General features: G+C 62.9%; 15 protein-coding genes. 11 read left to right on the top strand and 4 right to left on the bottom strand.

The window, feature by feature from the left end; translation table 11 throughout:
* Nucleotides 1–128 precede the first annotated feature (128 nt).
* From gpmI to B2790_RS03820, 4 genes are all read left to right on the top strand, one after another.
* Nucleotides 129–1,664 carry a 2,3-bisphosphoglycerate-independent phosphoglycerate mutase gene (gpmI, locus tag B2790_RS03835; protein WP_075046619.1) on the top strand — a complete coding sequence of 512 codons (1,536 nt, stop codon included), beginning with the start codon at nt 129–131 and terminating at the stop codon, nt 1,662–1,664.
* A gap of 230 nt (nt 1,665–1,894) precedes the next feature.
* Nucleotides 1,895–3,199, top strand: coding sequence for a murein hydrolase activator EnvC family protein (locus B2790_RS03830; RefSeq protein ID WP_015272119.1), 1,305 nt, complete (start codon nt 1,895–1,897; stop codon nt 3,197–3,199).
* Between the two features lie 78 nt (nt 3,200–3,277).
* Nucleotides 3,278–4,594, top strand: coding sequence for a S41 family peptidase (locus B2790_RS03825; RefSeq protein WP_015272120.1), 1,317 nt, complete (start codon nt 3,278–3,280; stop codon nt 4,592–4,594).
* Nucleotides 4,595–4,602: 8 nt separating this feature from the next.
* The gene (locus tag B2790_RS03820; protein ID WP_137162570.1) at nt 4,603–5,391 is read left to right on the top strand and encodes a divergent polysaccharide deacetylase family protein; all 789 of its coding nucleotides are present in this window, start codon (nt 4,603–4,605) and stop codon (nt 5,389–5,391) included.
* On the opposite strand, the gene B2790_RS03815 is transcribed toward B2790_RS03820, so the two are convergent.
* Nucleotides 5,375–10,021 (bottom strand): dermonecrotic toxin domain-containing protein, encoded by a 4,647-nt coding sequence (locus B2790_RS03815; protein WP_274078221.1) that lies wholly within the window; start codon nt 10,019–10,021, stop codon nt 5,375–5,377. The genes B2790_RS03820 and B2790_RS03815 overlap by 17 nt on opposite strands.
* A gap of 120 nt (nt 10,022–10,141) precedes the next feature.
* Nucleotides 10,142–12,088 (bottom strand): BCCT family transporter, encoded by a 1,947-nt coding sequence (locus B2790_RS03810; protein WP_249352862.1) that lies wholly within the window; start codon nt 12,086–12,088, stop codon nt 10,142–10,144.
* 533 nt (nt 12,089–12,621) lie between these two features.
* Between B2790_RS03810 and betI the strand changes: the two genes are divergently transcribed.
* From betI to trxC, 7 genes are all read left to right on the top strand, one after another.
* Complete coding sequence (betI, locus tag B2790_RS03805) at nt 12,622–13,278, top strand: transcriptional regulator BetI (RefSeq protein ID WP_025340942.1); 657 nt, start codon at nt 12,622–12,624, stop codon at nt 13,276–13,278.
* Nucleotides 13,279–13,317: 39 nt separating this feature from the next.
* On the top strand, nt 13,318–14,790 hold the full coding sequence (betB, locus tag B2790_RS03800; RefSeq protein WP_286918301.1) for a betaine-aldehyde dehydrogenase: 1,473 nt from the start codon (nt 13,318–13,320) through the stop codon (nt 14,788–14,790).
* Between the two features lie 78 nt (nt 14,791–14,868).
* On the top strand, nt 14,869–16,566 hold the full coding sequence (gene betA / locus B2790_RS03795) for a choline dehydrogenase (RefSeq protein ID WP_286918300.1): 1,698 nt from the start codon (nt 14,869–14,871) through the stop codon (nt 16,564–16,566).
* Nucleotides 16,567–16,833: 267 nt separating this feature from the next.
* Entirely contained in the window at nt 16,834–18,576 is a 1,743-nt protein-coding gene (locus tag B2790_RS03790; protein WP_025340945.1) for a potassium/proton antiporter, read from the top strand.
* Nucleotides 18,577–18,611: 35 nt separating this feature from the next.
* On the top strand, nt 18,612–21,947 hold the full coding sequence (gene mscK, locus B2790_RS03785; RefSeq protein ID WP_286918299.1) for a mechanosensitive channel MscK: 3,336 nt from the start codon (nt 18,612–18,614) through the stop codon (nt 21,945–21,947).
* Between the two features lie 180 nt (nt 21,948–22,127).
* Nucleotides 22,128–23,588 (top strand): protein adenylyltransferase SelO, encoded by a 1,461-nt coding sequence (selO, locus tag B2790_RS03780; RefSeq protein ID WP_286918298.1) that lies wholly within the window; start codon nt 22,128–22,130, stop codon nt 23,586–23,588.
* A 188-nt stretch (nt 23,589–23,776) separates the two neighbouring features.
* Nucleotides 23,777–24,211 (top strand): thioredoxin TrxC, encoded by a 435-nt coding sequence (gene trxC, locus B2790_RS03775; protein ID WP_025340948.1) that lies wholly within the window; start codon nt 23,777–23,779, stop codon nt 24,209–24,211.
* Here the strand turns inward: trxC and B2790_RS03770 are convergent.
* Nucleotides 24,208–24,981, bottom strand: a complete 774-nt coding sequence (locus tag B2790_RS03770) for a ParA family protein (RefSeq protein ID WP_025340949.1) — start codon at nt 24,979–24,981, stop codon at nt 24,208–24,210. The genes trxC and B2790_RS03770 overlap by 4 nt on opposite strands.
* A 165-nt stretch (nt 24,982–25,146) precedes the next feature.
* Nucleotides 25,147–26,058, bottom strand: a complete 912-nt coding sequence (locus tag B2790_RS03765; RefSeq protein ID WP_085663473.1) for a LysR family transcriptional regulator — start codon at nt 26,056–26,058, stop codon at nt 25,147–25,149.
* Between the last annotated feature and the right edge of the window lie 51 nt (nt 26,059–26,109).

Raw genomic sequence — 26,109 nt, 5'->3', positions numbered from 1 at the left:
GGAAAGGTACCTTCATGTTGCCACATTGGCCACGCTGGTCAGGGAACAGGACGAATATTCGCCGCCGGTGGCGCATTTGCCCTAAAATGCGTGTCTTTATCATCTTTGAACAACCGTGAGTTTGATTGATGACGAGTACGCCCAAACCCCTGGTCCTGATCATTCTGGATGGCTTCGGCCACAGCGAAAGCCCCGAATACAACGCCATCTACGCCGCCAACACACCGGTCTATGACCGCCTGCGCGCCAGCCAGCCGCATGGCCTCATTTCCGGCTCGGGCATGGATGTCGGCCTGCCAGACGGGCAGATGGGCAACTCCGAAGTCGGTCACATGAACCTCGGCGCCGGCCGTGTGGTGTACCAGGACTTCACCCGGGTGACCAAGGCCATCCGCGACGGCGAATTCTTCGAGAACCCGGTTCTGACCGGTGCCGTGGACAAGGCAGCCAGTGCCGGCAAGGCCGTGCACATCCTCGGCCTGCTGTCCGACGGCGGCGTACACAGCCACCAGGACCACCTGGTAGCCATGGCCGAACTGGCCGCGCAGCGCGGTGCGGAAAAGATCTACCTGCACGCCTTCCTCGATGGCCGCGACACGCCGCCACGCAGCGCACAGTCGTCCATCGAACTGCTCGACGCCGCCTTCGCCAAGCTGGGCAAGGGCCGCATCGCCAGCCTGATCGGCCGCTACTACGCCATGGACCGCGACAACCGCTGGGACCGCGTCAGCGCCGCCTACAACCTGATCGTCGACAGCGCTGCCGAATACACCGCCGACACCGCCCTGGCCGGCCTGGAAGCGGCCTACGCCCGCGACGAGAGCGACGAGTTCGTCAAGGCCACGCGCATCGGTGAAGCAGTCAAGGTCGAAGACGGCGACGCGGTGATCTTCATGAACTTCCGCGCCGACCGCGCCCGCGAACTGTCGCGCGTGTTCGTCGAAGCCGACTTCAACGAATTCCCGCGTGCCCGCCTGCCAAAACTGGCCGCCTACATCGGCCTGACTCAGTACTCGGCGAAAATCCCGGCCCCCGCCGCCTTCGCCCCGGCCAGCCTGAACAACGTGCTGGGCGAGTACCTGGCGAAGAACGGCAAGACCCAGCTGCGCATCGCCGAGACCGAGAAGTACGCCCACGTCACCTTCTTCTTCTCCGGTGGCCGCGAAGAGCCGTTCGAAGGCGAAGAGCGCATCCTGATCCCGTCACCGAAGGTCGCCACCTACGACCTGCAGCCGGAAATGAGCGCACCGGAGGTTACCGACCGCATCGTCGAGGCCATCGAGCAGCAGCGTTATGACGTGATCGTGGTCAACTACGCCAACGGCGACATGGTCGGCCATACCGGCGTGTTCGAAGCTGCGGTGAAAGCCGTCGAAGCCCTGGATGGCTGTGTCGGGCGCATCGTCGAGGCGCTGGACAAGGTCGGCGGCGAAGCGCTGATCACCGCCGACCACGGCAACGTCGAGCAGATGGAAGACGAGTGCACCGGCCAGGCGCACACCGCGCACACCACCGAGCCGGTGCCGTTCATCTATGTCGGCAAGCGCAACGTCAAGGTGCGTGACGGCGGCGTGCTGGCCGATGTGGCGCCGACCATGCTGAAGCTGCTGGGGCTGGAAAAGCCGGTGGAAATGACCGGCACCTCGATTCTGGTCGACGCCTGATTCTGTATATTGGGGCCGCTCTGCGGCCCTTCGCGGGCATGCCCGCTCCCACAAAAGCAGGTTGTGCCGCTGATTTTGTGGGAGCGGGCGAGCCCGCGAAGGGCTGCACAGCAGCCCCAACAACACATGAATTCCAGACAAACGCCCCTCTGCACCCGCAGCGAGGCGTTTTTTTTGCCCGCCCGCGCGGGCATACTAGGCCAGTCTCCATCCTTGGTACGCCAAACCCCATGCTTCGCGCCCTGATCCTCCTAGCCCTGTCTTGCCTCCTCAGCCCGGCCTTTGCCGATGAGCGTGCGCAGACCCAGCAGCAACTGGACGCCACCCGCCAGGACATTGCCGAGCTCAAGAAGACGCTGGGCAAGCTCCAGGAAGAAAAGGCCGGTGTGCAAAAGGACCTCAAAGCCACCGAGACCGATATCGGCAACCTCGAAAAGCAGGTGGAGGCCCTGCAGCAAGAACTAAAAAAGACCGAGGGCGAGCTGGAGCGCCTTGATACCGAGAAAAAAAAACTCCAGAGCGCCCGTGTTGAACAACAGCGACTGATCGCCATCCAGGCCCGTTCGGCCTACCAGAACGGCCGCGAGGAATACCTCAAGCTGCTGCTCAACCAGCAAAACCCCGAGAAGTTCGCCCGCACCCTCACCTACTACGACTACCTGAGCAAGGCGCGCCTGGAGCAACTGCGCACCTTCAACGAGACCCTGCGTCAGCTGGCCAACGTCGAACAGGAAATCGCTACCCAGCAACAACAGCTGCTGGCCCAGCGCGCCGACCTCGACAGCCGCCGCCAGGCCCTGGAAACCGAGCGCGGCAAGCGCCAGCAGGTGCTGGCCAAGCTCAACAGCGACATGAAGGACCGCGACCAGAAGCTGCAATCGCGCGAACAGGACCAGGCCGACCTGTCCAAGGTACTCAAGACCATCGAGGAAACCCTCGCCCGCCAGGCCCGCGAGGCCGAAGAAGCGCGCAAGAAGGCCTTGCTGGCCCAGCAGGAAGCGGAAAAGCGCCGCCAGCAGGAAGCCCTGGCCGCCGCTGCCGCCCGCGAACAGGCCCGCGAACCGGTGGAACCACCGAAAAAGGCCCGCACCACCTTGGGCCCGCTGGTTTCCAGCGACGGCGCGAACTACGGCGGCGCATTTTCTGCCGCACGGGGAAAACTTCCCTGGCCAGTCAATGGTCGATTGCTGGCACGTTTCGGTGATGCCCGCGGCAGCGATGCCCGTGCCAAGTGGGACGGGGTGATGATCAGCGCCAACCCGGGCACCCAGGTCCGTGCCGTGCACGGCGGGCGCGTAGTGTTCGCCGACTGGTTGCGCGGTGCCGGGCTTCTGGTCATTCTCGACCATGGCAACGGTTACCTGAGCCTGTACGGCCATAACCAGAGCCTGCTCAAGAGCGCCGGTGATATCGTCAAGGCTGGCGAGGCCATTTCCACCGTTGGCGACAGCGGCGGCCAGGACGCTGCCGGCTTGTACTTCGCCATCCGCCAGCAGGGCCGGCCTACCGACCCTTCGCAGTGGTGCCGGGGCTAGTCAAATTTCTACGGGGTAGCCCACGGGCTGCGCCGATGCTCCCCAGGGAGCGCTTACAGGATCAGGAGTTCGTTCGACATGCTGCACTCGCCTCGTCTCACCCAGCTGGCCCTGTCCATCGCCCTGGCGGTCGGCGCGCCCCTGGCCACTGCCGCGGAGCCGGCCAAGCCGGCCGCAGTACCGGCCACCGAGGTGACCGCCAAGGCGCCACTGCCGCTTGAAGAGCTGCGCACCTTCGCCGAGGTCATGGACCGCATCAAGGCGGCCTATGTGGAGCCGGTGGATGACAAGACCCTGCTGGAAAATGCCATCAAGGGCATGCTCAGCAACCTCGACCCGCACTCGGCCTACCTCGGCCCCGAGGACTTCCAGGAACTGCAGGAAAGCACCAGCGGCGAGTTCGGCGGGCTGGGCATCGAAGTAGGCCAGGAAGACGGCTTCATCAAGGTGGTCTCGCCGATCGACGACACCCCGGCCTCGCGTGCCGGCGTGCAGGCCGGCGACCTGATCGTCAAGATCAACGGCGCCCCGACTCGTGGCCAGACCATGACCGAAGCGGTCGACAAGATGCGCGGCAAGGTCGGCGAGAAAATCACCCTGACCCTGGTGCGTGACGGCGGCACCCCCTTCGACGTGACCCTGGCCCGCGCGGTCATCCAGGTCAAGAGTGTGAAGAGCCAACTGCTGGAGAACGACTACGGCTACATCCGCATCACCCAGTTCCAGGTCAAGACCGGCGACGAAGTAGGCAAGGCCCTGGCCAAGCTGCGCAAGGACAACGGCAAGAAGCTGCGCGGCGTGGTGCTGGACCTGCGCAACAACCCGGGCGGCGTGCTGCAGTCGGCGGTGGAAGTGGCCGACCACTTCCTGACCAAGGGCCTGATCGTCTACACCAAGGGCCGCATCGCCAACTCCGAGCTGCGCTTCTCGGCCGACCCGGCCGACGCCAGCGACGGCGTGCCACTGGTGGTGCTGATCAACGGCGGCAGTGCCTCGGCCTCGGAAATTGTCGCCGGCGCCCTGCAAGACCAGAAACGCGCCGTGCTGATGGGCACCGACAGCTTCGGCAAAGGCTCGGTGCAGACCGTGCTGCCACTGGCCAACGACCGTGCGCTGAAGCTCACCACCGCGCTGTACTTCACCCCCAACGGCCGCTCGATCCAGGCCCAGGGCATCGTCCCCGACATCGAAGTGCGCCCGGCCAAGCTCACCGCCGAAGCCGACACTGACAACTTCAAGGAAGCCGACCTGCAGGGCCACCTGGGCAACGGCAACGGCGGTGCCGACCGCCCGACCGGCAGCGGCAAGCGCAAGGAGCGCCCACAGGATGACGACTTCCAGCTGAGCCAGGCCCTGAGCCTGCTCAAAGGCCTGAACATCACCAAGGGCGACTGATCCACCCCATGCGTTATCTGCTGTGTCTGCTGTTCTGCCTGATGGCCGGGGTCGCGCAAGCGGCGCCGGCCGGCAAGGCCTACATGAGCATCATCATCGACGACCTGGGCCAGAGCAGCGAGCGCGACAGCCGCACCCTGGCCCTGCCCGGTCCGGTGACCATGGCGATCATGCCCGACACCCCGCATGCCACCGACTTTGCCCGCCAGGCGCACAAGGCTGGCAAGACGGTGATCCTGCACATGCCCATGGACCCGGCCACCGGCCCTTACGCATGGCACCCCGGCACGCCTCTGCCGGAGCTGGCCAGGCGCCTGGACGCCGCCCTGGCGCAGGTGCCGTGCGCAGTCGGCATCAACAACCACATGGGCAGCCGCATGACCGCCGAACCCGAAGCAATGGCGATGCTGATGGCTGACCTGCAACGCAGGCACCTGTTCTTTGTCGACAGCCGCACCAGCGCTGCCACGGTGGCTGCATTCCAGGCTCAGGCCCTGGGCCTGGCACAGGTATCCCGCGATGTCTTTCTGGATAACGTACGCACGCCCGAGGCCATTGGCAGCGAATTGCAGCTCGGGGTCGAACTGGCTCGCAAACAAGGCTCAGCCGTGCTGATCGGCCACCCTTATCCGCAAACCCTCGAAGTGCTCGAACGCGAACTGCCCCGGCTGAAGCGCCAGGGCATAGAGCTGATCGGTCTGGAACAGATGATTGCCGAGCGGGGCAATCAGACGATGCCTGCACATGTCAGGCACCACCCCACTGCCCCCGTTGGCAGGCTCAACGGAAAGGAATGATTCCTCGGGCCTCGGCCAGTGTAAGTCTTCCCCTGTGCACCCGCTGGCCCGAGCCAGCAGCGACCTGGCCGCCCCAAAAGCGCTGTTTCCAAGTCTTGAGGTGACCCACCGTGAAATCAACAGCTCCAGCGCCTTGCGTGGGCAAATGGAAGTGCGCAACCCAAAGGGGTTTCTTACTCAGTAGACTCCGGATCTGGTATTCGTCAAATGCGCTGCCATCCCGCATGGTGCACCGCTTCACATACTTAACCTGTATCAGGCCCTCTTTGTGAAGATACTGTAAACCTTTGGCCGACGGATAAAGGGTGCTGGTATAGAGCTCGATCATTTTCTGTTTCTTATCCGCTCTCAATTCTTTCAGATCCAATTCCAGCGCCCTGACCAGCTCGTCGTTTCCGCCAGCCTCACGCACCACACTGAGCGCCTGATTCAGCTTTCCCAGCTGCTGATCGAACAACTCTTCGAGCAACGCCCCTTTGATATGGGACTTGATAAAGCCCCCGGCCCGCGTTCGCACGGAACCGCTCTCGTCCAGGAGCGCCTGTACCCACTTGGGCAAATCTGTTGGAGCAGCTTCGTCCGGCAATGAAGGGCGCTTGCTTTCCCGCTGTCGCCATTCCCCATCCACCTCGTCGAAAGTTGCCAGCACTTCTTCACTGAAAGTCTCGAGCACTTCTACAATTTTGTGTTCGCCTATCGTTCTTTCCACCCCGATCATCAACTGCCCGGCAAGGTTGCGTACTACCTTCTGCTCTTTGGTAGACACTTTGTATGGCGTGCGCTTTTGCACGACCTCTTCACCCTCCTGCTCCGAGATCGCGACAACCAGTTTCTGCCCCGCATCTTCCTTCAGTTGCTCTAGATGGTTGCGATACCGCTCGAGCATTGCGGGTTCGATAAGGTCGCCACCTTCGCGGAGAATGCGGGCACTATTGAGTAATGCGGCAGAGTACTCATCCCATGCCTCTTGCAAGATCACGATGCGGTCATCTGCCGACAGATTGGCGAAGTCAAGATCCCCGTGAGTCTCTGCGGCATTGCGCAAGGCCATGCTGACCAGTTCGTCCCGGTAGCGGGCGACTGTCTGAAGGCCGCCGGGAGCATTGAGGTGCAAGGCCAGGTCTGCCAGGTTCTGCACCTGATGGAAGCGCATCTGCACGGTCGAGAAGGCTCTTTCAGCGATCAACTGCTCAACTGTGCGATCGCCGCCAGGTGGGTTGGAAGGTATTACGCGCTCAACCGGCGTCTCGGCCAGCAAATTGTCCAGGTGCACTCGTATGGCGAGCATGCGGTCCTGATACTCCACCACCTGCTCCAGCTTGATACGAAACGCAGCATATTGTTCGCCGACCTCTGCCAATGGCTTCCCATCGATAGCCCGTTGCAGCGCGGCAAGTTGCGGATAGTCCGTAAGGCTCCACAGCTCGTTGTAAACGAACACACAATCGCGAATCAGCTCTATTCGAGCACTTTCCTGATGCTGGTCAAGAATTTCATCCAACCCCTTGTTATGGCGAGGCCTGGCATACTTTGGTTCTGCCATCGTGATCAACAGTTTTAGCTGTTCATCCATCTTGCCAATGGCCTCTTCAAGCAGCGAAACGATTTTCTCACGCTGCTGAGCGATGCTTTCCTTCACCTCCATTTCTCGTTGAGCATACTTTTCTATCAGCGACTCCTTCATTGACACATCAGTACCTGCAGGGGCCGAAGCCACCTCAGACTGCGCTTTCACCTTCAACCCCTCCATGGCCACAAGGTTTTTGTGCAAAGCCATCATCTGCTGGGTAACTGCCTGGACCTCCGCTTTCAACGCCGGAACGTCCTCATCCAGCTTGGAAACTTTTTCGTACAGTTTATCGAAGCGGCGCGATACCAAAGTCTTGGAGTCGGGAGCCCCTCCCGCAAGGCGCAGTTTCGTATCCACCCGCCAAGCCCCATCGACAAATGCCAGCCAAGGCCCGTAACCGCCAGTCGCATCGATTACCCGAACTCCCTCAGCCAGCAACTCCACGCTATAGAGGTCACCAGCCATGGCCGCGTAGTAGCTCTTATCGATCTGGTACAGGCCTTCACCATCACCCCCTGTCAAAGGGCTCAACCCATTGACCGAGACGCTGGAGCGCATGGCTTGCAACCTCTGCCGCTGTTGCGCGGGTAGCCAGTTGAACCCATGCTGGCCGCGCCAGGAAAAGTCCAGTACCTGGCTGCCCAGTTCGCCCAGTTTGCCTTCCGGCTCTTCACGCGCCTCGATAGCAAGTTCGGCAAACGCGCCGTTTTGCAGGTCAGGCCCTTCGAACAGTGAAACATCAGGCAGCCGCCTTGTGGGCACTGTCTCCTGTTTCGGTTGATGGGCATGCAGCAGCGTCATCCCAAGGTTAAGCAACAAGTCGGCCACTGCAGCAGACCGATCGAACTCACCACCCTGCTCCAACGCGGTCAAGTCGCTTTGCAGCGAAGCCAGAAACTGTACCAACCAGGCCACAGACGCGACCGGACCGCGTATCGCCTGAGTCACCACATCGAACAACAGCCAGGCGCCTTCGCACAGGAGCTGCCAGCGGCTCTCGGCGTCAGATACCGATTCCAGGCCTGCCAGCTCGACCAGCAGATCTCGATTGGCCTGGTATATTTTCTCGTCAACCTTGTTGAGCCACAGCTTCAGGTCGAGAATCGCCGGCTCCGGCTTGGCCGGGAGCGTATAAGGGTCGAGACCAATACTCACAATGTGCGGCTCGCTGAAACCACCCTCTGCATATACGTCGCGCGCTGTCGGGTCGATCCAGTCAAGAATGCTCTCTTGGAAGAGAGCCGACTCACGAATATGTGCAAGCAAGGCCTCAAGGCTTGCGTACTCGCGAACCGTGTCCTGTCGATATAGCGGGCGGTACAGCAGAACCCTTGCCGGCTCGGCGCAGAACAGCAAGTACATGCCGCGCACCTCGTCTTTCTTGCGCGAATGACGGCTGCGCCTGAAAGCCAGGGGGATCAAGGACATGCGCGGAACCAAGGGGTCCTGATGACCTGCGCAAAAATCCACCACGCACTGTAAACCCACTTCGGAGACCTTCGCGTCGAGCCTGGCCGAAAGGGCGCTGGAAAGAAACCCGCTTCGCCATTCCCTGGCCAAACGCACGATGCGCTCGGCGCGCATGGCCTGATCATCGAACTGTTCGGCAACATAGGTTGGGTAACGGCCACCAATGTCTACCTGGGTCACCAGTCGCTTCGCAGCATTGGCATCCAGCCACTTCGGGGGCGTGATGCCCTTCTGATGGCGGACCTTTTTGATCTCCGCGCCCTTGAGGGAAGCAAGGTTACCGATAGCAAATTCGGTAAGCGACTTGGTACCCACGAACGCCAGTGGCTCGCCGCCACCGGCACCTGTCGCAGCGCCGCCAGGCACACCCCGAGCGATATACAGGTCGAGAAGCAGGTGATCTGGAGAGGTTTCGTCCCCGTGCTCCTTTTTCATCTGCTCGCCTAGTTGCTGCGCGGTATACGCCGTCAATGACTGGACGCCGTCCAGCACCGAAACACCCCCGGCATCCAACTGGTCAAGGGCGAGCTGCAACAACGCGGCGCGACAGGCAAAGCTGTCCTGGGGAGCGCTGGCCCTGAGACCTGGCGGGGCCATGGTGGCTGGCGTGTCGTCTTCGTAGCGTACGAACCAGGCCGCCGGGTCGCTCAGGTCGGCGAAACGCCTCTCCATTGCCGCCACATCGGACAAGCCACTGAAGCGCATCAGGTCGAAAGACTGGAACATGGACTCAAGCAACAGCGAAACCTGCTGGGCAAAGACGTTGCCCTCAACCGGCTGACGCGTCCACGACATACTCTGAAAACTGTAGTGCTGCGCCAGTTCGTTGCGCAACGCTTCGCCGAAATCAGCCAGGGAAGCGAAGCTGCGCGTGATACCGGACGGCGCGCACCAGAGCACCACCTGCCGCTCATCGTAATCGCCAGTGACCAGCAGATGACTGAGCATCTGGTCGTACTGAATCGACCCACAAGTCAGGCTGGCTTTCACGAAACAGACCGATGGCTGGGCAGCACCACCGCGGATCAATCCGCGAATGCAGGCCTGCTCCTGAACGTCCAGCCCTTGCAGAGGCAGGCCACGCAAGAGTGCAGTCCGGAGCAGCAGTTGCAACCACTGGTCACGGCTCACCCCTGCACTGCCCTTGGCATTCCAGTATTTGAGCTGTGCCTCGCAGAAAAGCCGTGGCAACTGCTTTACCAGCTCGTCGAGCGCGTCGGACATGCCGCTCAGTTGGCGGGTGTCGAACGCGCTTTTCGAGCCAGGAAAACGGTATGAGGAGGTCAATGCAAGCTTGTGATGCCGCTCACCGACAGGCTCGATGTCCAGCGGCTGTGCTTCGAGCAATGCCTGGAGCACACGGTCGACCAGCGGTTGCGTGCCCCAGTAAGGCGTGCTGGGATCGGGACTATCCAGCATGAGAGGGTCGGCGTTGGACAGCGCCGGCTTCACAGAGGCAAGCCAGGGCAGCTTCCCCAGCAGCACGGTCCACAGCTGCTCGCTGGTCACCTGCCGCAATGTCGGCCGATCACTGAACTGACTGGCTGCGGCGTACTGAAAATCGAATGTGGAAATAGCGGAACGTTTCATGAAGCATGCCTCCGGAAGAAAACCGGCAGGCTGAAGCAAACTTGTACGACGCCCGGGCTAATTATTGCTTGCCCATGAAAAAGGCCCTGCGTCTTGCAGGGCCTCCTCATCGCTCAAGAATCAGCTGTACACACGCCCCAGCAACTGGCGGTGGCTTTCGAACTGATCCAGTACATCACGCACGATCTGCTCCGGCGCAAAGCCCATCAGGTCGTACTCCTGGCTGCCATCGTGCAGGTACACCTCGGCGCGGTAGAAGCGCTGGCGCACTTCCGGCTCACCTTCCACCGGCGCTTCGCTCGGCGCGGCCAGGTAGCCATCCAGGCTCACTTCATAGACGAACGGGTTGCCCTCTTCCATCATCACCCGCAGGCCCATCATGTTGCGCGACTGGCCAACCCGGGTTTCCACCTCGAAGCCCAGGGTCTGCAACTGCGCGGCGGCTTCTTTCAGCGCCGGGCTGACCTGCTTGTCCATGAAACGCTGCACCACGGCCTGGGTCGGCTGCAGTTCCAGCTGGGTCAGGCGCTCGCTGAAGCCACGACGGCCACGGGCGGCCAGCTCGGCACGCTCCTGCTCGACCGCCACGTCCTGTTTCATGGCCTTGTACAGGCCGAACATGAACAGCACCAGCACCACCGAGAACGGCAGGCCCGCCAGCACTACCATGGTCTGCATGGCTTCGAAGTTACCGGCGAACAGCAGGCCGATGGTAACCAGGGTGATGACCACCGACCAGAACACCACCATCCAGTGCGGGGCGTCTTCGTCGACCTTGCCACCTTTGCACGACAGGTTGGCCATCATCACCGCGCCGGAGTCGGCCGGGGTGAGGAACAGCACGAAGCCGACGAACACCGCTACACCGATCACGATCTTGGCCGCCGGGAAGTATTCCAGCAGCTGGTAGATCGACATCGACGGCTGTTCCAGGGCGGTCTTGCCCAGCTCAACGGCGCCCTGGTTGATCACCAGGTCCAGCGCGGTGTTGCCGAAGATCGACAGCCAGGCCAGGGTGAAGCCCAGCGGGATCAGCAACACGCCGCTGACCAGTTGGCGCACGGTGCGGCCCTTGGAGATACGGGCAATGAACATGCCGACGAACGGGCCCCAGGAGATCCACCAGGCCCAGTAGAACACGGTCCACAGGCCCAGCCAGCGCTCGGACTTGCCGGCTTCGCCTTCATACACATAGAGGTCGAAGGTTTTCAGCACGATGCCGTTGAGGTAGTCACCGATGTTCTGCACGAAGCCGTTGAGCAGGTGCAGGGTTTCGCCGCCCAGCAGGACGAAGATCAACAGGCCGCTGAACAGCATGATGTTCAGGTTGGACAGGCGGCGAATGCCGTTTTCCACACCAGAGACCGCCGCCACGGTGGCAACGCCGGCCATGACCAGGATCACCACCAGCAGGTTGGTCTTGCTGTGGTCCATGCCGAACAGGTATTCCAGGCCGGAGGCCACCTGCATCGAGCCGATGCCCAGGTTGGTCACCAGGCCCAGCAGGGTGACGAACATACCGAAGATGTCCACGGCATTGCCGGCAGCACCCTTGACCCAACGCTCACCGACCAGCGGGTACAGCGCCGAGCGCAGGGCCAGCGGCTGGTTGTGGCGGTAGGCGAAGTAACCCACGGCCAGGCCGACCAGGGCGTAGATCGCCCAGCCATGCAGGCCCCAGTGCAGGAAGGTCAGCTGCAGGCCCTGGCGCGCTGCGTCGAGGCTGGCAGAGGTGCCTTCCGGTGGGTTGAAGTAGTGGTCCAGCGGCTCGGAAGCGCCGAAGTACAGCAGCGAAATGCCGATACCGGAGGAGAACAGCATGCCGGCCCAGGCGCCATAGCTGAAGTCGGGCTGGTCATCCTTGCCGCCAAGCTTGAGCTTGCCGTAGTCGGAGAAGGCCAGGTAGATGACGAACAGCAGGTAACCGCCGATTACCAGCATGTAATACCAGCCGAAGGTGCGCGTCAGCCATTTCTGGGCCACGCCCAGCACTTGGCCGGCGGTTTCGGGTACAGCGATAAGCAAGGCAGTCAGAACGAGGATCATCAGCGCGGAGGTGAAGAACACCACGCGGTTGACCCGTACCCTCTCGGCCGGAGGGTTGGTAAGTGAGGCAGAACTCATTGCACGAATGCTCCGGGCAGTACGGCTGTGGAGGCTAATCAGTCTTTCCCGAGCAATTGGTGGAATATCCCCACTGCATCAGGTGTTATAAAAGCACCCTGGAAACCGTGATCCCGAATCGATACGTTGCAAAAAAACAGACAGGTGGCCTGCTGCAAATGCCACGCCTCAGCTGAGGTGCGCGCATTCGTCACAGATCACCCCGCCCGCTCCAAGGGCCCGCCGCAGGGTCCATGACCGCACGGCAGAATCTGCATTTCGCATCGCTCATGCCCGTCAACGCCTTGTATTCCGGGGGTTACGCGATTTCCTGGGGTGTCAATCCGTGCCTTCTCGACCGCCTGAAAAACTGTCAATGGCACAAATTGTCGCAGAGCTTATTCTTTATTGATTGAACGTTCAATCAAAACAAAATAGACTGGCCTTCGCCGAGTCAGCCGCCCGTCGTCTGCTCGCAGGCCTGAGGAGATAGCAAGATGCCCAAGGTCGGTATGCAACCCATCCGCCGCCAGCAATTGATCGAAGCCACGTTGCAGGCGGTCGATCAGGTCGGACTGGGCGACGCCAGCATTGCGCTGATTGCCCGTTTGGCCGGTGTGTCGAACGGCATCATCAGTCACTACTTTCGGGACAAGAACGGCCTGATCGCAGCGACGATGGGTTACATCATGAACATGCTCAACGAAGGTGTCAGAGCACGTCGCCAGGCCCTGACGGACGACAGCCCGCGCGCCCACCTGAAAGTGATCATCGAGGGCAACTTCGATGCCAGCCAGGTGAACGGCCCGGCGATGAAAACCTGGTTGGCCTTCTGGGCTTCCAGCATGCACCAGCCCGATTTGCACAGGTTGCAGCGGATCAACGACCACCGCTTGTATTCCAACCTGTGCTGCCAGTTCCGCCGCGCCCTGCCGCTCTACCATGCGCGCAAGGCAGCCCGCGGCCTGGCAGCTTTGATCGACGGCTTGTGGCTGCGTGGCGCCCTGTCGGGTGATGCATTCGACACCGACCAGGCGATACGGATTGCTTACGAATACATGGATCTACAACTGGCTAAGCAGCACACCCTGGGTACAAACGACCAGGCCGCTGAACCAACGCGCACGGCCCTTGCCAACCCGGCAGGAGCGTGACGCGCAAGCCAAACCACACACTGCACTTGCGAGGACACTATGGCCCGTTTCGGAACGCAAAAACTCTACATTGATGGCGCTTACGTCGACGCTGGCAGCGATGCCACCTTCGAAGCCATCAACCCGGCTACCGGCGAAGTCCTCGCCCACGTGCAACGTGCCACCGAGGCTGACGTCGAGAAGGCCGTCGAAAGCGCCGAGCGTGGCCAGAAAGTCTGGGCCGCGATGACCGCCATGCAGCGTTCGCGCATCCTGCGCCGCGCCGTCGAGATCCTGCGCGAGCGCAACGACGAGCTGGCCATGCTGGAAACCCTGGACACCGGCAAGTCGTACTCGGAAACCCGCTACGTCGACATCGTCACCGGCGCCGACGTGCTGGAGTACTACGCTGGCCTGGTTCCGGCCATCGAAGGCGAGCAGATCCCGCTGCGTGAATCGTCCTTCGTCTACACCCGCCGCGAGCCGCTGGGCGTCACCGCCGGTATCGGCGCCTGGAACTACCCGATCCAGATCGCCCTGTGGAAATCCGCCCCGGCCCTGGCCGCCGGCAACGCGATGATCTTCAAGCCGTCGGAAGTCACCTCGCTGACCACCCTGAAACTGGCCGAGATCTACACCGAAGCCGGCCTGCCGAACGGCGTGTTCAACGTCCTGACCGGCAGCGGTCGCGAAGTCGGCACCTGGCTGACCGATCACCCACGCATCGAAAAAGTCTCCTTCACCGGCGGCACCACCACCGGCAAGAAGGTCATGGCCAGCGCCTCGAGCTCGTCGCTCAAGGAAGTCACCATGGAACTGGGCGGCAAGTCGCCACTGATCATCTGCGCCGACGCCGACCTGGACAAGGCCGCCGACATCGCCATGATGGCCAACTTCTACAGCTCGGGCCAGGTGTGCACCAACGGCACCCGCGTGTTCATCCCGGCTGAAATGAAAGCTGCCTTCGAGGCCAAGATCGTCGAGCGCGTTGCCCGCATCCGCGCTGGCAACCCGGAAGACGAAAACACCAACTTCGGCCCGCTGGTCAGCTTCCAGCACATGGAAAGCGTGCTTGGCTACATCGCCAAGGGCAAGGAAGAAGGTGCCCGCGTGCTGTGCGGTGGCGAGCGTCTGACCGCTGGTGATTTCGCCAAGGGCGCCTTCGTGGCCCCGACCGTGTTCACCGACTGCACCGACGACATGACCATCGTCAAGGAAGAGATCTTCGGCCCGGTGATGAGCATCCTCACCTACGAAACCGAAGAAGAAGTCATCCGTCGTGCCAACGACACCGAGTACGGCCTGGCCGCCGGTGTCTGCACCAACGACATCACCCGCGCCCACCGCATCATCCACAAGCTGGAAGCCGGTATCTGCTGGATCAACGCCTGGGGCGAATCGCCGGCCGAAATGCCGGTCGGTGGCTACAAGCAGTCGGGCGTCGGCCGTGAGAACGGCGTCAGCTCGCTGGCTCAATACACTCGCATCAAGTCGGTCCAGGTCGAGCTGGGCGGCTACAACTCGGTCTTCTAAGGCCCTGTCCAGCCACGCCCGTGCCTCTGCGCACGGGCGTTCCCGCTCCCTGATCACCGCCAACACGAGGGTACTTTCATGTCCCAAGAATTCGATTACATCATCGTCGGTGCCGGCTCGGCCGGTAACACCCTGGCGACCCGCCTGACCGAAGACGCCGGCGTCACCGTACTGCTGCTGGAAGCCGGTGGCCCCGACTACCGCTTCGACTTCCGCACCCAGATGCCGGCCGCCCTGGCCTTCCCGCTGCAGGGCCGCCGCTACAACTGGGCCTACGAGACCGACCCGGAGCCGCACATGGACGGCCGCCGCATGGAATGTGGCCGCGGCAAGGGCCTGGGCGGCTCGTCGCTGATCAACGGCATGTGCTACATCCGCGGTAACGCCATGGACTTCGACGGCTGGGCAGAACTGCCAGGCCTGGAAGACTGGACCTACCTGGACTGCCTGCCGTACTTCCGTAAAGCCGAAACCCGCGACATCGGCCCGAACGACTACCACGGGGGCGAAGGCCCGGTCAGCGTGACCACGCCGAAAGCCGGCAACAACCCGCTGTTCCACGCCATGGTCGAAGCCGGCGTGCAGGCCGGTTACCCGCGCACCGAAGACCTGAATGGCTACCAGCAGGAAGGCTTCGGCCCGATGGACCGTACGGTGACCAAGAACGGCCGCCGCTCCAGCACCGCCCGTGGCTATCTGGACCAGGCCAAGAAGCGCCCGAACCTGACCATCGTCACCCACGCCCTGACTGACCGCGTGCTGTTCGACGGCAAGCGCGCCATCGGCGTGACCTACCTGGTCGGTGACAGCGAAGAGCGCGTTGAAGCCCGCGCCCGCAAGGAAGTCATCGTCAGCTCCGGCGCCATCGCTTCGCCGCAACTGCTGCAACGTTCCGGCGTCGGCCCGCGCGCCCTGCTGGAAAGCCTCGACATCCCGGTGGTGCACGACCTGCCGGGCGTTGGCGAAAACCTGCAGGACCACCTGGAACTGTACCTGCAGTACGCCTGCACCCAGCCGGTGTCGCTGTATCCGTCGCTGCTGTGGTGGAACCAGCCGGCCATTGGTGCCGAGTGGATGTTCAACGGCACCGGCATCGGCGCCAGCAACCAGTTCGAGGCCGGTGGTTTCATTCGTACCCGCCCTGAATTCAAGTGGCCGAACATCCAGTACCACTTCCTGCCGGTGGCCATTAACTACAACGGCTCCAATGGCGTGAAGGAACACGGCTTCCAGGCGCACATGGGTTCCATGCGCTCGCCTGCCCGCGGCCGCATCCAGGCCAAGTCGAAGGACCCGCGCCAACACCCGAGCATCCTGTTCAACTACATGTCCACCGAGCAGGACTGGCAGGAATTCCGTGACGGCATTCGCCTGACCCGCGAAATCATGGCCCAGCCGGCACTGGACCCGTACCGTGGCCGTGAGATCAGCCCGGGCGCGCACGTGCAGACCGATGAAGAGCTGGACAAGTTCATCCGCGAGCACGCCGAAACCGCCTTCCACCCGTCCTGCTCGTGCAAGATGGGGACCGACGACATGGCGGTGGTCGACGGCGAAGGCCGCGTGCATGGCATGAAGGGCCTGCGCGTGGTCGATGCGTCGATCATGCCGCTGATCATCACCGGCAACCTCAACGCCACCACGATCATGATCGCCGAGAAAATCTCGGACAAGATCCGTGGCCGCAAGCCGCTGCCGCGCAGCACTGCCAAGTACTACGTGGCGGGCGATGCACCGGTGAAGGGCAAGCCGATGCGTGAGGTCAAGCAGGCGTAAACCTGCACCGGCCCTTTCGCGGGCATGCCCGCTCCCACAGGATTCTCACAGAACTTGAGATTTGTGATTCACCTGTGGGAGCGGGCGCGCCCGCGAAGAGGCCCACCCAGGCAACACCAGAAAAGGCACCCACCGCGGTGCCTTTTTTTCATCTGCAGAAACGCTTTACAGCCTGCCAATTCATCAGGTTAGAATCATTTGGCACGCGACCTGCTAGCGCCATGCTATCAAGTCCCCTCCCCCCTGCGGTCCCCGGAGTACCTGCCTTTGGATGCAAGCACCATCAACAGCCTGTTCCTGATCGGCGCATTGCTGGTGGGCGCAAGTATCCTGGTCAGTTCGCTGTCGTCGCGCCTGGGCATCCCTATCCTGGTCATCATCCTCGCCGTCGGCATGGTCGCCGGGGTCGATGGTGGCGGCATCATCTTCAACAACTACCCGACCGCCTACCTGGTGGGCAACCTGGCACTGGCTGTGATCCTGCTCGACGGCGGCCTGCGCACGCGGGTGGCAAGCTTCCGCGTGGCGCTGTGGCCGGCGCTGTCGCTGGCCACCATCGGCGTGATGATCACCACCGCCCTTACCGGCCTGGTCGCCGCCTGGCTGTTCGACCTGAGCCTGATCCAGGGCCTGCTGATCGGCGCCATCGTCGGCTCTACCGACGCCGCGGCGGTGTTCTCGCTGCTCGGCGGCAAAGGCCTGAACGAGCGGGTCACCGCCACCCTGGAGATCGAGTCGGGCAGCAACGACCCGATGGCAGTGTTCCTCACCGTCACCCTGATCGACATGATCGCCAGCGGCCAGACCGGCCTGCACTGGAGCCTGCTCACCCACCTGCTGCGCGAATTCGGCATCGGCGGGCTGCTGGGCCTGGGCGGCGGCTGGCTGATGCTGCAACTGGTCAACCGCATCAAGCTGGCTGGCGGCCTGTACCCCATCCTGGTGATCGCCGGCGGCCTGGTGGTGTTCTCGCTGACCAACGCCCTGCACGGCAGCGGCTTCCTTGCCGTGTACCTGTGCGGCCTGGTGCTGGGCAACAAGCCGATCCGCAGCCGCCACGGCATCCTGCACATGCTCGACGGCATGGCCTGGCTGGCGCAGATCGGCATGTTCCTGGTGCTGGGGCTGCTGGTCACGCCCCACGACCTGCTACCCATCGCCCTGCCGGCGTTGGGCCTGGCGCTGTGGATGATCCTGGTGGCGCGGCCGCTGTCGGTGGTCGCCGCCCTGCTGCCGTTCAAGGCTTTCCATGGCCGCGAAAAGGGCTTCATTTCCTGGGTCGGCCTGCGCGGAGCGGTACCGATCATCCTCGCGGTGTTCCCGCTGATGGCCGGCCTGCCGGACGCCCAGCTGTTCTTCAACCTGGCCTTCTTCATCGTGCTGGTGTCGCTGCTGGTGCAAGGCACCAGCCTGCCGTGGATGGCCAAGCTGTTGAAAGTGACAGTACCGCCAGACCCGGCACCAATCTCCCGCTCCGCCCTGGAAGTGCACATCACCAGCGAGTGGGAAATGTTCGTCTACCGCCTGGGCGCCGAAAAATGGTGCATCGGCGCCGCCCTGCGCGAGTTGAAGATGCCCGAAGGCACGCGGATCGCCGCGCTGTTCCGGGGCGAGCAGCTGCTGCACCCGTCCGGCAGTACGGTACTGGAAGTAGGCGACATGCTCTGCGTGATCGGCCACGAACATAACCTGCCGGCCCTTGGCAAACTGTTCAGCCAGGCGCCACAACGTGGCCTTGACCTGCGTTTCTTCGGCGACTTCGTGCTCGAAGGCGATGCCGAACTGGGTGCGGTGGCAGCGTTGTACGGCCTGAAACTCGACGGCCTGGACGCGAAAATGCCGCTGGCCCAGTTCATCCGACAGAAGGTCGGAGGCGCTCCAGTAGTAGGTGACCAGGTCGAATGGCATGGCACGATCTGGACCGTGGCCACCATGGACGGGAACAAGATCCAGAAAGTAGGCGTCAGATTCCCCGAAGGAACGCGACCCGGACCAGGATTGTTCCTCTAAACTTCGTTTCTGCCGGATCCACAAGTAGTCTGCCTATGTCCCTGCGCGTGTACCTCCGCACAGCCCTGCTCGGGCTGTGCCTGTCTCTCTCGTTCGCCGCTGGTGCGGCCGAGCTTCCCACCACGACCAGCATCCAGAGCAGCCTGAACAAGATTTCCCAGCCCAAGGGTGCCGAGGCCGACCCCAAGGCTGCGCAACAGACACCGGAGCAGAAGGCCCAGCAACAGGTGCTGGAACAGACCTTGGCACTGCTGCTCAGCAAGGAAGACAGCGAAAAGAAGCTTGAGGCACTCAAGCAGCAATTGGCTGGCGCGCCCAAGGAAACCGCCGACAGCCAGCGTGAGCTGATCAAGCTCAAGGCCAGCAAGCCCCTGCCGGTGGCCCAACGCTACGCCACCCTGAACGTGCCACAGCTGGAGCAGATGCTCAGCGAGCGCAGTACGCAACAAGGCGAACTGCAAAAGGCACTGTCGGATGCCAACAGCCTGATCATCAACTCGCAGACCCGCCCAGAGCGGGCTCAGGCAGAAATCAGCAACAACCAGACACGTACCCAGCAGATCAACCTCAGCCTCAAGAGCGGCAAGGAGAACGGCAAGCCGCTCAACAGCGACCAACGCAACAAGCTCAATGCCGAGCTGGCGTCGCTCAATGCCCTGACCTCGTTGCGCCGCCAGGAACTGGCCGGCAACGGCCTGCTGCAGGACCTGGGCAATGCCCGTCACGACCTGCTGATCGAGCGCGCCACACGAATGGAGCAGGAAATCCAGGACCTGCAATCGCTGATCAACGAAAAGCGCCTGGCCCAGTCGCAGCAGGCGGTCACCCAGCAGTCGATCGAAGCGCAGAAAGCCGGCGGCAGCACCCTGCTGGCCAACGAAAGCGCTGCCAACCTGAAACTGTCCGACTACCTGCTCAAGAGCACCGACCGCCTCAACGAGCTGACCCAGCAGAACCTGCGCAGCAAGCAGCAGCTAGACAGCCTGACCCAGGCCGACCAGGCCCTGGACGAACAGATCAGCGTGCTCAAGGGCAGCCTGCTGCTGTCCAAGATCCTCTACAAGCAGAAGCAGGCCCTGCCGCACCTGAAAGTCGACCGCGACCTGGCTGACCAGATCGCCGATATCCGTCTTTACCAGTTCGAAGTGAACCAGCAACGCGAGCAGATGAGCAGCCCCGCTGCGTACGTCGACAACCTGCTGCTCGGCCAGCCGCAGGAGCAGGTTACCCCTCAGCTGCGCAAGGCGCTGCTGGAGGTGATGATTACCCGCGTCGACCTGCTCGAACGCCTCAGCCGGGAGCTGTCGGCACTGCTCAACGAATCGATCACCTTGCAGCTCAACCAGAAGCAGCTGCTCGGCACCGCCCAGGGCTTGCGCACCACGCTCGAAGAGCAGATGTTCTGGATTCCCAGCAACAAGCCACTGGACTGGGAATGGCTGAGCCTGGTGCCGGCACGCTTCGCCGACCAGGTAGCCAGCCTGCCCTGGGGTTCGGGCCTCAAGGAACTGGCCGATGGGCTGGGCCAGCGACCGTTGCTGTTCCTGCCCTTGCTGCTGGTGATCGGCGCCCTGCTGTGGCGGCGCAAGTACCTGTACCAACGTCTGGGCAAGGTGCACCAAGACATCGGCCACTTCCGCCGTGACAGCCAGTGGCACACGCCCCAGGCGATCCTCATCAACATCCTGCTGGCAATGCCGGTCAGCCTGGGCCTGGCCCTGTGCAGCTACGCCCTGCAGATCGACGCCCGCGGGCAGAATGCCAACCTCGGCGCCGCCCTCTGGCAGCTGGCCCAGGCCTGGTTGGTGTTCTACACCGCCTACCGCATCCTCGCCCCGGGCGGCGTGGCGGAAATCCACTTCCGCTGGCACAAGCCGCAGGTCGAGTTCCTGCGCGGCTGGGTGCGCCGCCTGGGCACCGTGGTACTGGCACTGGTCGGCGTGGTGGCAGTGGCCGAACATCAGCCTTCGGCGCTGGCCGATGATGTGCTGGGTATCGGCGTGGTACTGACCTGCTACGCACTGATGGCCTGGCTGCTCAGCCGCCTGCTGCTCAGCAGCCCGGCGCACCGAGACACCTCGCTGTTCCGCAAGGCCGTGGGTGTGGCCTTCACCGCCCTGCCCATCGCCCTGTTCGTGGCCGTGTGCTTCGGCTACTACTACACCGCACTGAAACTTACCGACCGGCTGATCTATACCCTGTACCTGCTGCTGTTCTGGCTGGTGATCGAAGCCGCGTTCGTGCGTGGCCTGTCGGTGGCGGCACGGCGCCTGGCCTACCAGCGCGCGCTGAGCAAGCGGGCGGCGGCCAAGGAAGGGCTGGATGGCGAAGTCATCACCGAAGAGCCGACCCTGGACATCGAACAGGTCAACCAGCAGTCGCTGCGCCTGATCCGCCTGGCCCTGCTCGGCGGCTTCATCGCCGGCCTGTACTGGGTGTGGTCGGACCTGATTTCGGTGTTCGCCTACCTCAACAATTTCACCCTGTACGAGTACTCCAGCGGCACCGGTGCCACCGCCAGCATGGTGCCGATCAGCCTGGGCGACTTCCTCGGTGCGCTGGTCATCATCGGCATCACCTTCGCGCTAGGTCGGAACTTGCCCGGCCTGCTCGAAGTACTGGTGCTGTCGCGGCTCAACCTGGCCCAGGGCAGTGCGTATGCCACTACAACCTTGCTGTCCTATGTCATCGTCGGCGTCGGTATCGTCAGCACCCTGTCGACCCTCGGGGTCAGCTGGGACAAGCTGCAATGGCTGGTGGCCGCACTGTCGGTGGGCCTGGGCTTCGGCATGCAGGAGATCTTCGCCAACTTCATCTCCGGCATCATGATCCTGTTCGAGCGCCCGGTGCGGATTGGCGACACCATCACCATCGGCAACCTGTCGGGCACGGTGAGCAAGATCCGCATCCGCGCCACCACCATCACCGACTTCGACCGCAAGGACATCATCGTCCCCAACAAGACCTTCATCACCGGTCAGCTGATCAACTGGTCGCTGACCGACACGGTCACCCGGGTAACGCTGAAGCTGGGCATCGACTATGGCTCGGACCTGGACCTGGTGCGCGACCTGCTGCTCAAGGGTGCCCACGAAAACCCACGCGTGCTCAAGGACCCGGAGCCGATCGTGTACTTCCTCAACTTCGGCGAGAGCTCGCTGGACCACGAGCTGCGCATGCATGTACGCGACCTGGGCGACCGCAACCCGACGCTGGACGAGATCAACCGCTACATCAACCGCGAGTTCAAGGCGCACAACATCAAGATCTCGGTGCGCCAGGTCGAGGTGTTTCTGATGGATCCGAAGGGCGGCAAACAGCAGCTGATTCCGGTGGAGCAGCCGAAACCGGATGGCACTCAACCTGTGTGAGTGGACTCCATAGAGCATGAACGCCCAGAATGCCTGCGAGGGCTTCGCCCTCGATCGCCGGCAAGCCAGCTCCCACAGTGACCGTGCCGCACCCAAGCCCTGCACATCCCCTGTGGGAGCTGGCTTGCCGGCGATGGGCCGCAAAGCGGCCCCCTAGGTACCGACTTCCAGGAGCAGCCCGTGAAAGCCCTCGACCAACTCACCTTCGACAATCGCTTCGCCCGCCTGGGCGACGCGTTCTCCACCCAGGTCCTGCCCGAACCGATCGCAGACCCACGCCTGGTGGTAGCGAGCGAGTCGGCCATGGCGCTGCTCGACCTCGACCCGGCCCAGGCAGAGCTGCCGGTTTTCGCCGAGCTGTTCAGCGGCCACAAGCTATGGGAAGAGGCCGACCCGCGGGCGATGGTCTATTCCGGCCATCAGTTCGGCTCCTACAACCCGCGCCTGGGTGATGGCCGCGGCCTGCTGCTGGCCGAAGTGCTGAATGACCAGGGCGAGCACTGGGACCTGCACCTCAAGGGCGCCGGGCAGACGCCCTACTCGCGCATGGGCGACGGCCGCGCCGTGCTGCGTTCCTCGATCCGCGAGTTCCTCGCCTCCGAGGCCCTGCACGCCCTGGGCATTCCCAGCAGCCGGGCACTGTGCGTGATCGGCTCGAGCACCCCGGTGTGGCGCGAAACCCGCGAAAGCGCGGCCATGCTCACCCGCCTGGCGCAGAGCCATGTGCGTTTCGGGCATTTCGAATACTTCTACTACACCAGGCAGCCGGAACAGCAGCGCGTGCTCATCGACCACGTGCTGGAGCAGCACTACCCCGAATGCCGCGATGCCGAGCAGCCTTATCTGGCCATGTTTCGCACCATCGTCGAGCGCAATGCCGAGCTGATCGCCCGTTGGCAGGCCTATGGTTTCTGCCACGGGGTAATGAACACCGACAACATGTCGATCCTCGGCATCACCTTCGACTTCGGCCCGTACGCCTTCCTCGACGACTTCGACGCCAACTTCATCTGCAACCACTCCGACGACCGTGGCCGCTACAGCTACGCCAACCAGGTACCGATAGCCCACTGGAACCTCAGTGCGCTGGCCCAGGCGCTGACCACGGTGATCGAAGTCGAACCGCTCAAGGAGGCGTTGGGCCTGTTCCTGCCGCTGTACCAGGCACACTACCTGGACCTGATGCGCCGGCGCCTGGGCCTGACCACCGCGGAAGAGAACGACATGGCGTTGGTCGAGCGCCTGCTGCAGCGCATGCAGAGCGGTGGTGTGGACTACAACCTGTTCTTCCGCAAGCTGGGCGATCAGTCCGTGGCCGAGGCGCTGAAGGTGGTGCGTGACGACTTCATCGACCTGGCCGGTTTCGATGCCTGGGGGGCGGACTACCTGGCCCGCTGCGAGCGCGAAGCGGATAATGCCAAAGGGCGGCGTGAGCGCATGCATGCGGTGAACCCCCTTTACGTGCTGCGCAACTACCTGGCACAGAAAGCCATCGAAGCGGCCGAAGCGGGGGATTACAGTGAAGTGCGACGGCTGCATGAGGTGCTGAGCCGCCCGTTCGAGGAGCAGGCCGGGATGCAGGGCTATGCCGAACGCCCGCCGGAATGGGGCAAGCACCTGGAAATCAGCTGCTCCTCCTGACCAACTCCGAACCCTGTGGGAGCGGGTTCACCCGCGAAGAATACGACGCGCTGGATGGCACCGGCTACGCCGGTGTTCGCGGGTAAACCCGCTCCCACAGGTACGGCGCTCAACCCAAGGCTTGCGCCGTACCTGTGGGAGCTGGCTTGCCGGCGATAGGGCCCGAACAAACAACACAAGGAATCGACATGTCCGACCCACTGGTAATCCCCTGCCCCCACTGCAACGGCCTCAACCGCCTGCCCGCCGAGCGCCTGGGCGACGCGCCGAAATGCGGCCGCTGCAAACAGGACGTGCTGCTGAGCACCCCCTTCGAACTCACCGAAGCCAGCTACGCCAGCCAGATCAAAGGCGACCTGCCACTGCTGGTCGACATCTGGGCGGATTGGTGCGGTCCGTGCAAGTCCTTCGCCCCCACCTTCGAACAGGCCGCCCGCCAACTGGCCGGCCGCTGCCGCCTGGCCAAGCTCGACAGCGAAGCCAACCGCAACCTGGCCGGGCAACTGGGCATCCGCTCGATCCCCAGCCTGCTGCTGTTCAAGAATGGCCGTGAAGTCAGCCGTCAGGCCGGGGCGTTTCCACTCCAGTCGTTGCTGGAGTGGTTGCGTAGCCAGGGGGTCTAAGCGTTCTCTTCGAGCAGCGAATGCAACTCGACAAACTGCTGGGTCAGCTTGTGCCTGGGCTCCAGGTGAATCAGCGGAAGGCTGGCATGGTGCGACTCACGCATCTTCACCGAGCTGCCCAGGTACACCGGTAGCACCGGGAGCCCTTCGGCCAGCAGCTCGTCGAGCATCTGCTGTGGCAGGCTGGCGCGGGACTGGAACTGGTTGACCACGATGCCTTCGACCACCAGGTCTTCGTTGTGGTCTTCCTTGAGTTCTTCGATCTCGGCCAGCAGGCCATACAGGGCTTGGCGCGAGAAGCTGTCGCAGTCGAAAGGAATCAGCACGCGATCGGCGGCGATCAGTGCGGAAACCGCATAGAAGTTCAGCGCTGGCGGGGTATCGATGTAAATGCGCTCGTAGTCCTCGTCCAGTTCGTCGAGCAACTTACGCAGCTTGTTGATCTTGTGCTTCGCCTCAAGCTTCGGCTGCAGATCGGCCAGCTCGGCCGTGGCGGTGACCACGTGCAGGTTGTCGAACGGGGTTTCGTAGATATCGACCTGGTTCTTCTTGCTGAACGGCCCGCTGGACAGGCTTTGCTTGAAGAAGTCGGCGATGCCCATGGGGATATCGTCGCCGGTCAGGCCAGTCAGGTACTGGGTCGAGTTGGCCTGGGCATCCAGGTCGATCAGCAGGGTCCGATAACCTTCGCTGGCGCTCACCGCCGCCAGGTTGCAAGCGATGCTCGACTTGCCCACACCACCTTTCTGATTGAACACCACGCGCCGCATGATTGACCTCCGTGTATCAACGAATGCCCGAGTATGTGGCGCCGCTGCGGCAATGACCAGTGCCATTTGCCCGGAACAACAGCCTTGTGCTGCCTGCCCTGGCCCTATCGCCGGCAAGCCAAGCGCGTCCCCTGTGGGAGCTGGCTTGTCGGCGATAGGGCCCGATCAGGCAACTACACTGCCCCCGCCAGCCACCTGCCCTGTGAGCAACTCGGCAAATGCCCGTGCCATCGCCGACCCACCATGCTCGCGCTGCACCAGCCACACCGCCGACATCGCCCCTTCATCCAGCAGCGTGCGATAGACCACCCCCTCGATGCGCATGCGCTGGAACGACGCCGGCAGCACCGATACCCCAAGCCCTGCCGATACCAGCCCGATGATGGTCATCGCCTCCCCCGCTTCCTGGGCAAAATGCGGGCTGAAACCCGCCTGGCGCGCCAGGCTCAGCAACTGTGCGTGCAACCCGCTGCCATAGCTGCGCGGGAAGAACACGAACGGCTCATTGGCCAGGGCGGTCATGTGCACGCCATGCTCCGTGCCCTCGGCCAATGGATGCGAGGCATTGATCACTGCCACCAGCGGCTCGCGAAACAGCTCGGTGGCCACCAGCCCTTCCGGCAGCGGCATCGGCCGCATCAGCCCGACCTCGATGGACTCGTCGAACACCCCTTCTGCCACGTCGCGACTGCTCATTTCCTTGAGGTTCAGGTGCACCGCCGGGAAGCGCTGGCGAAACGCGTGGATGGCCTTGGGGATCTTCGAGGTGAACGGTGCCGAGGAGGTAAAGCCGATCTTCATCTCCCCCAGCTCCCCCAACTGCGCACGCCGGGCGACATCGGCGGCCTTTTCCACCTGCGCCAGCACCTGGCGGGCTTCCTCGAGGAACAACCGCCCCGCCTCGCTCAGCTCGACCCGACGGTTGGTACGCTCGAACAGCCGGGCCCCCAGCTCCTGCTCCAGCGCCTGGATCTGCTGACTCAAGGGTGGCTGCGAAATGCCCAGCTGCTGGGCGGCGCGGCCAAAATGCAGCTCTTCGGCCACGGCGATGAAGTAACGCAGATGGCGCAGTTCCATGATCAGCTCCGAACAGGTCGCAAAACATCTCAAATAGGTCGAACAATATAT

Origin of the sequence: Pseudomonas sp. UBA6753, assembly GCF_002453565.1 — a bacterium.
GTDB lineage: Bacteria > Pseudomonadota > Gammaproteobacteria > Pseudomonadales > Pseudomonadaceae > Aquipseudomonas > Aquipseudomonas putida_Z.
This window is presented reverse-complemented; position numbering and strand designations above follow the sequence as displayed.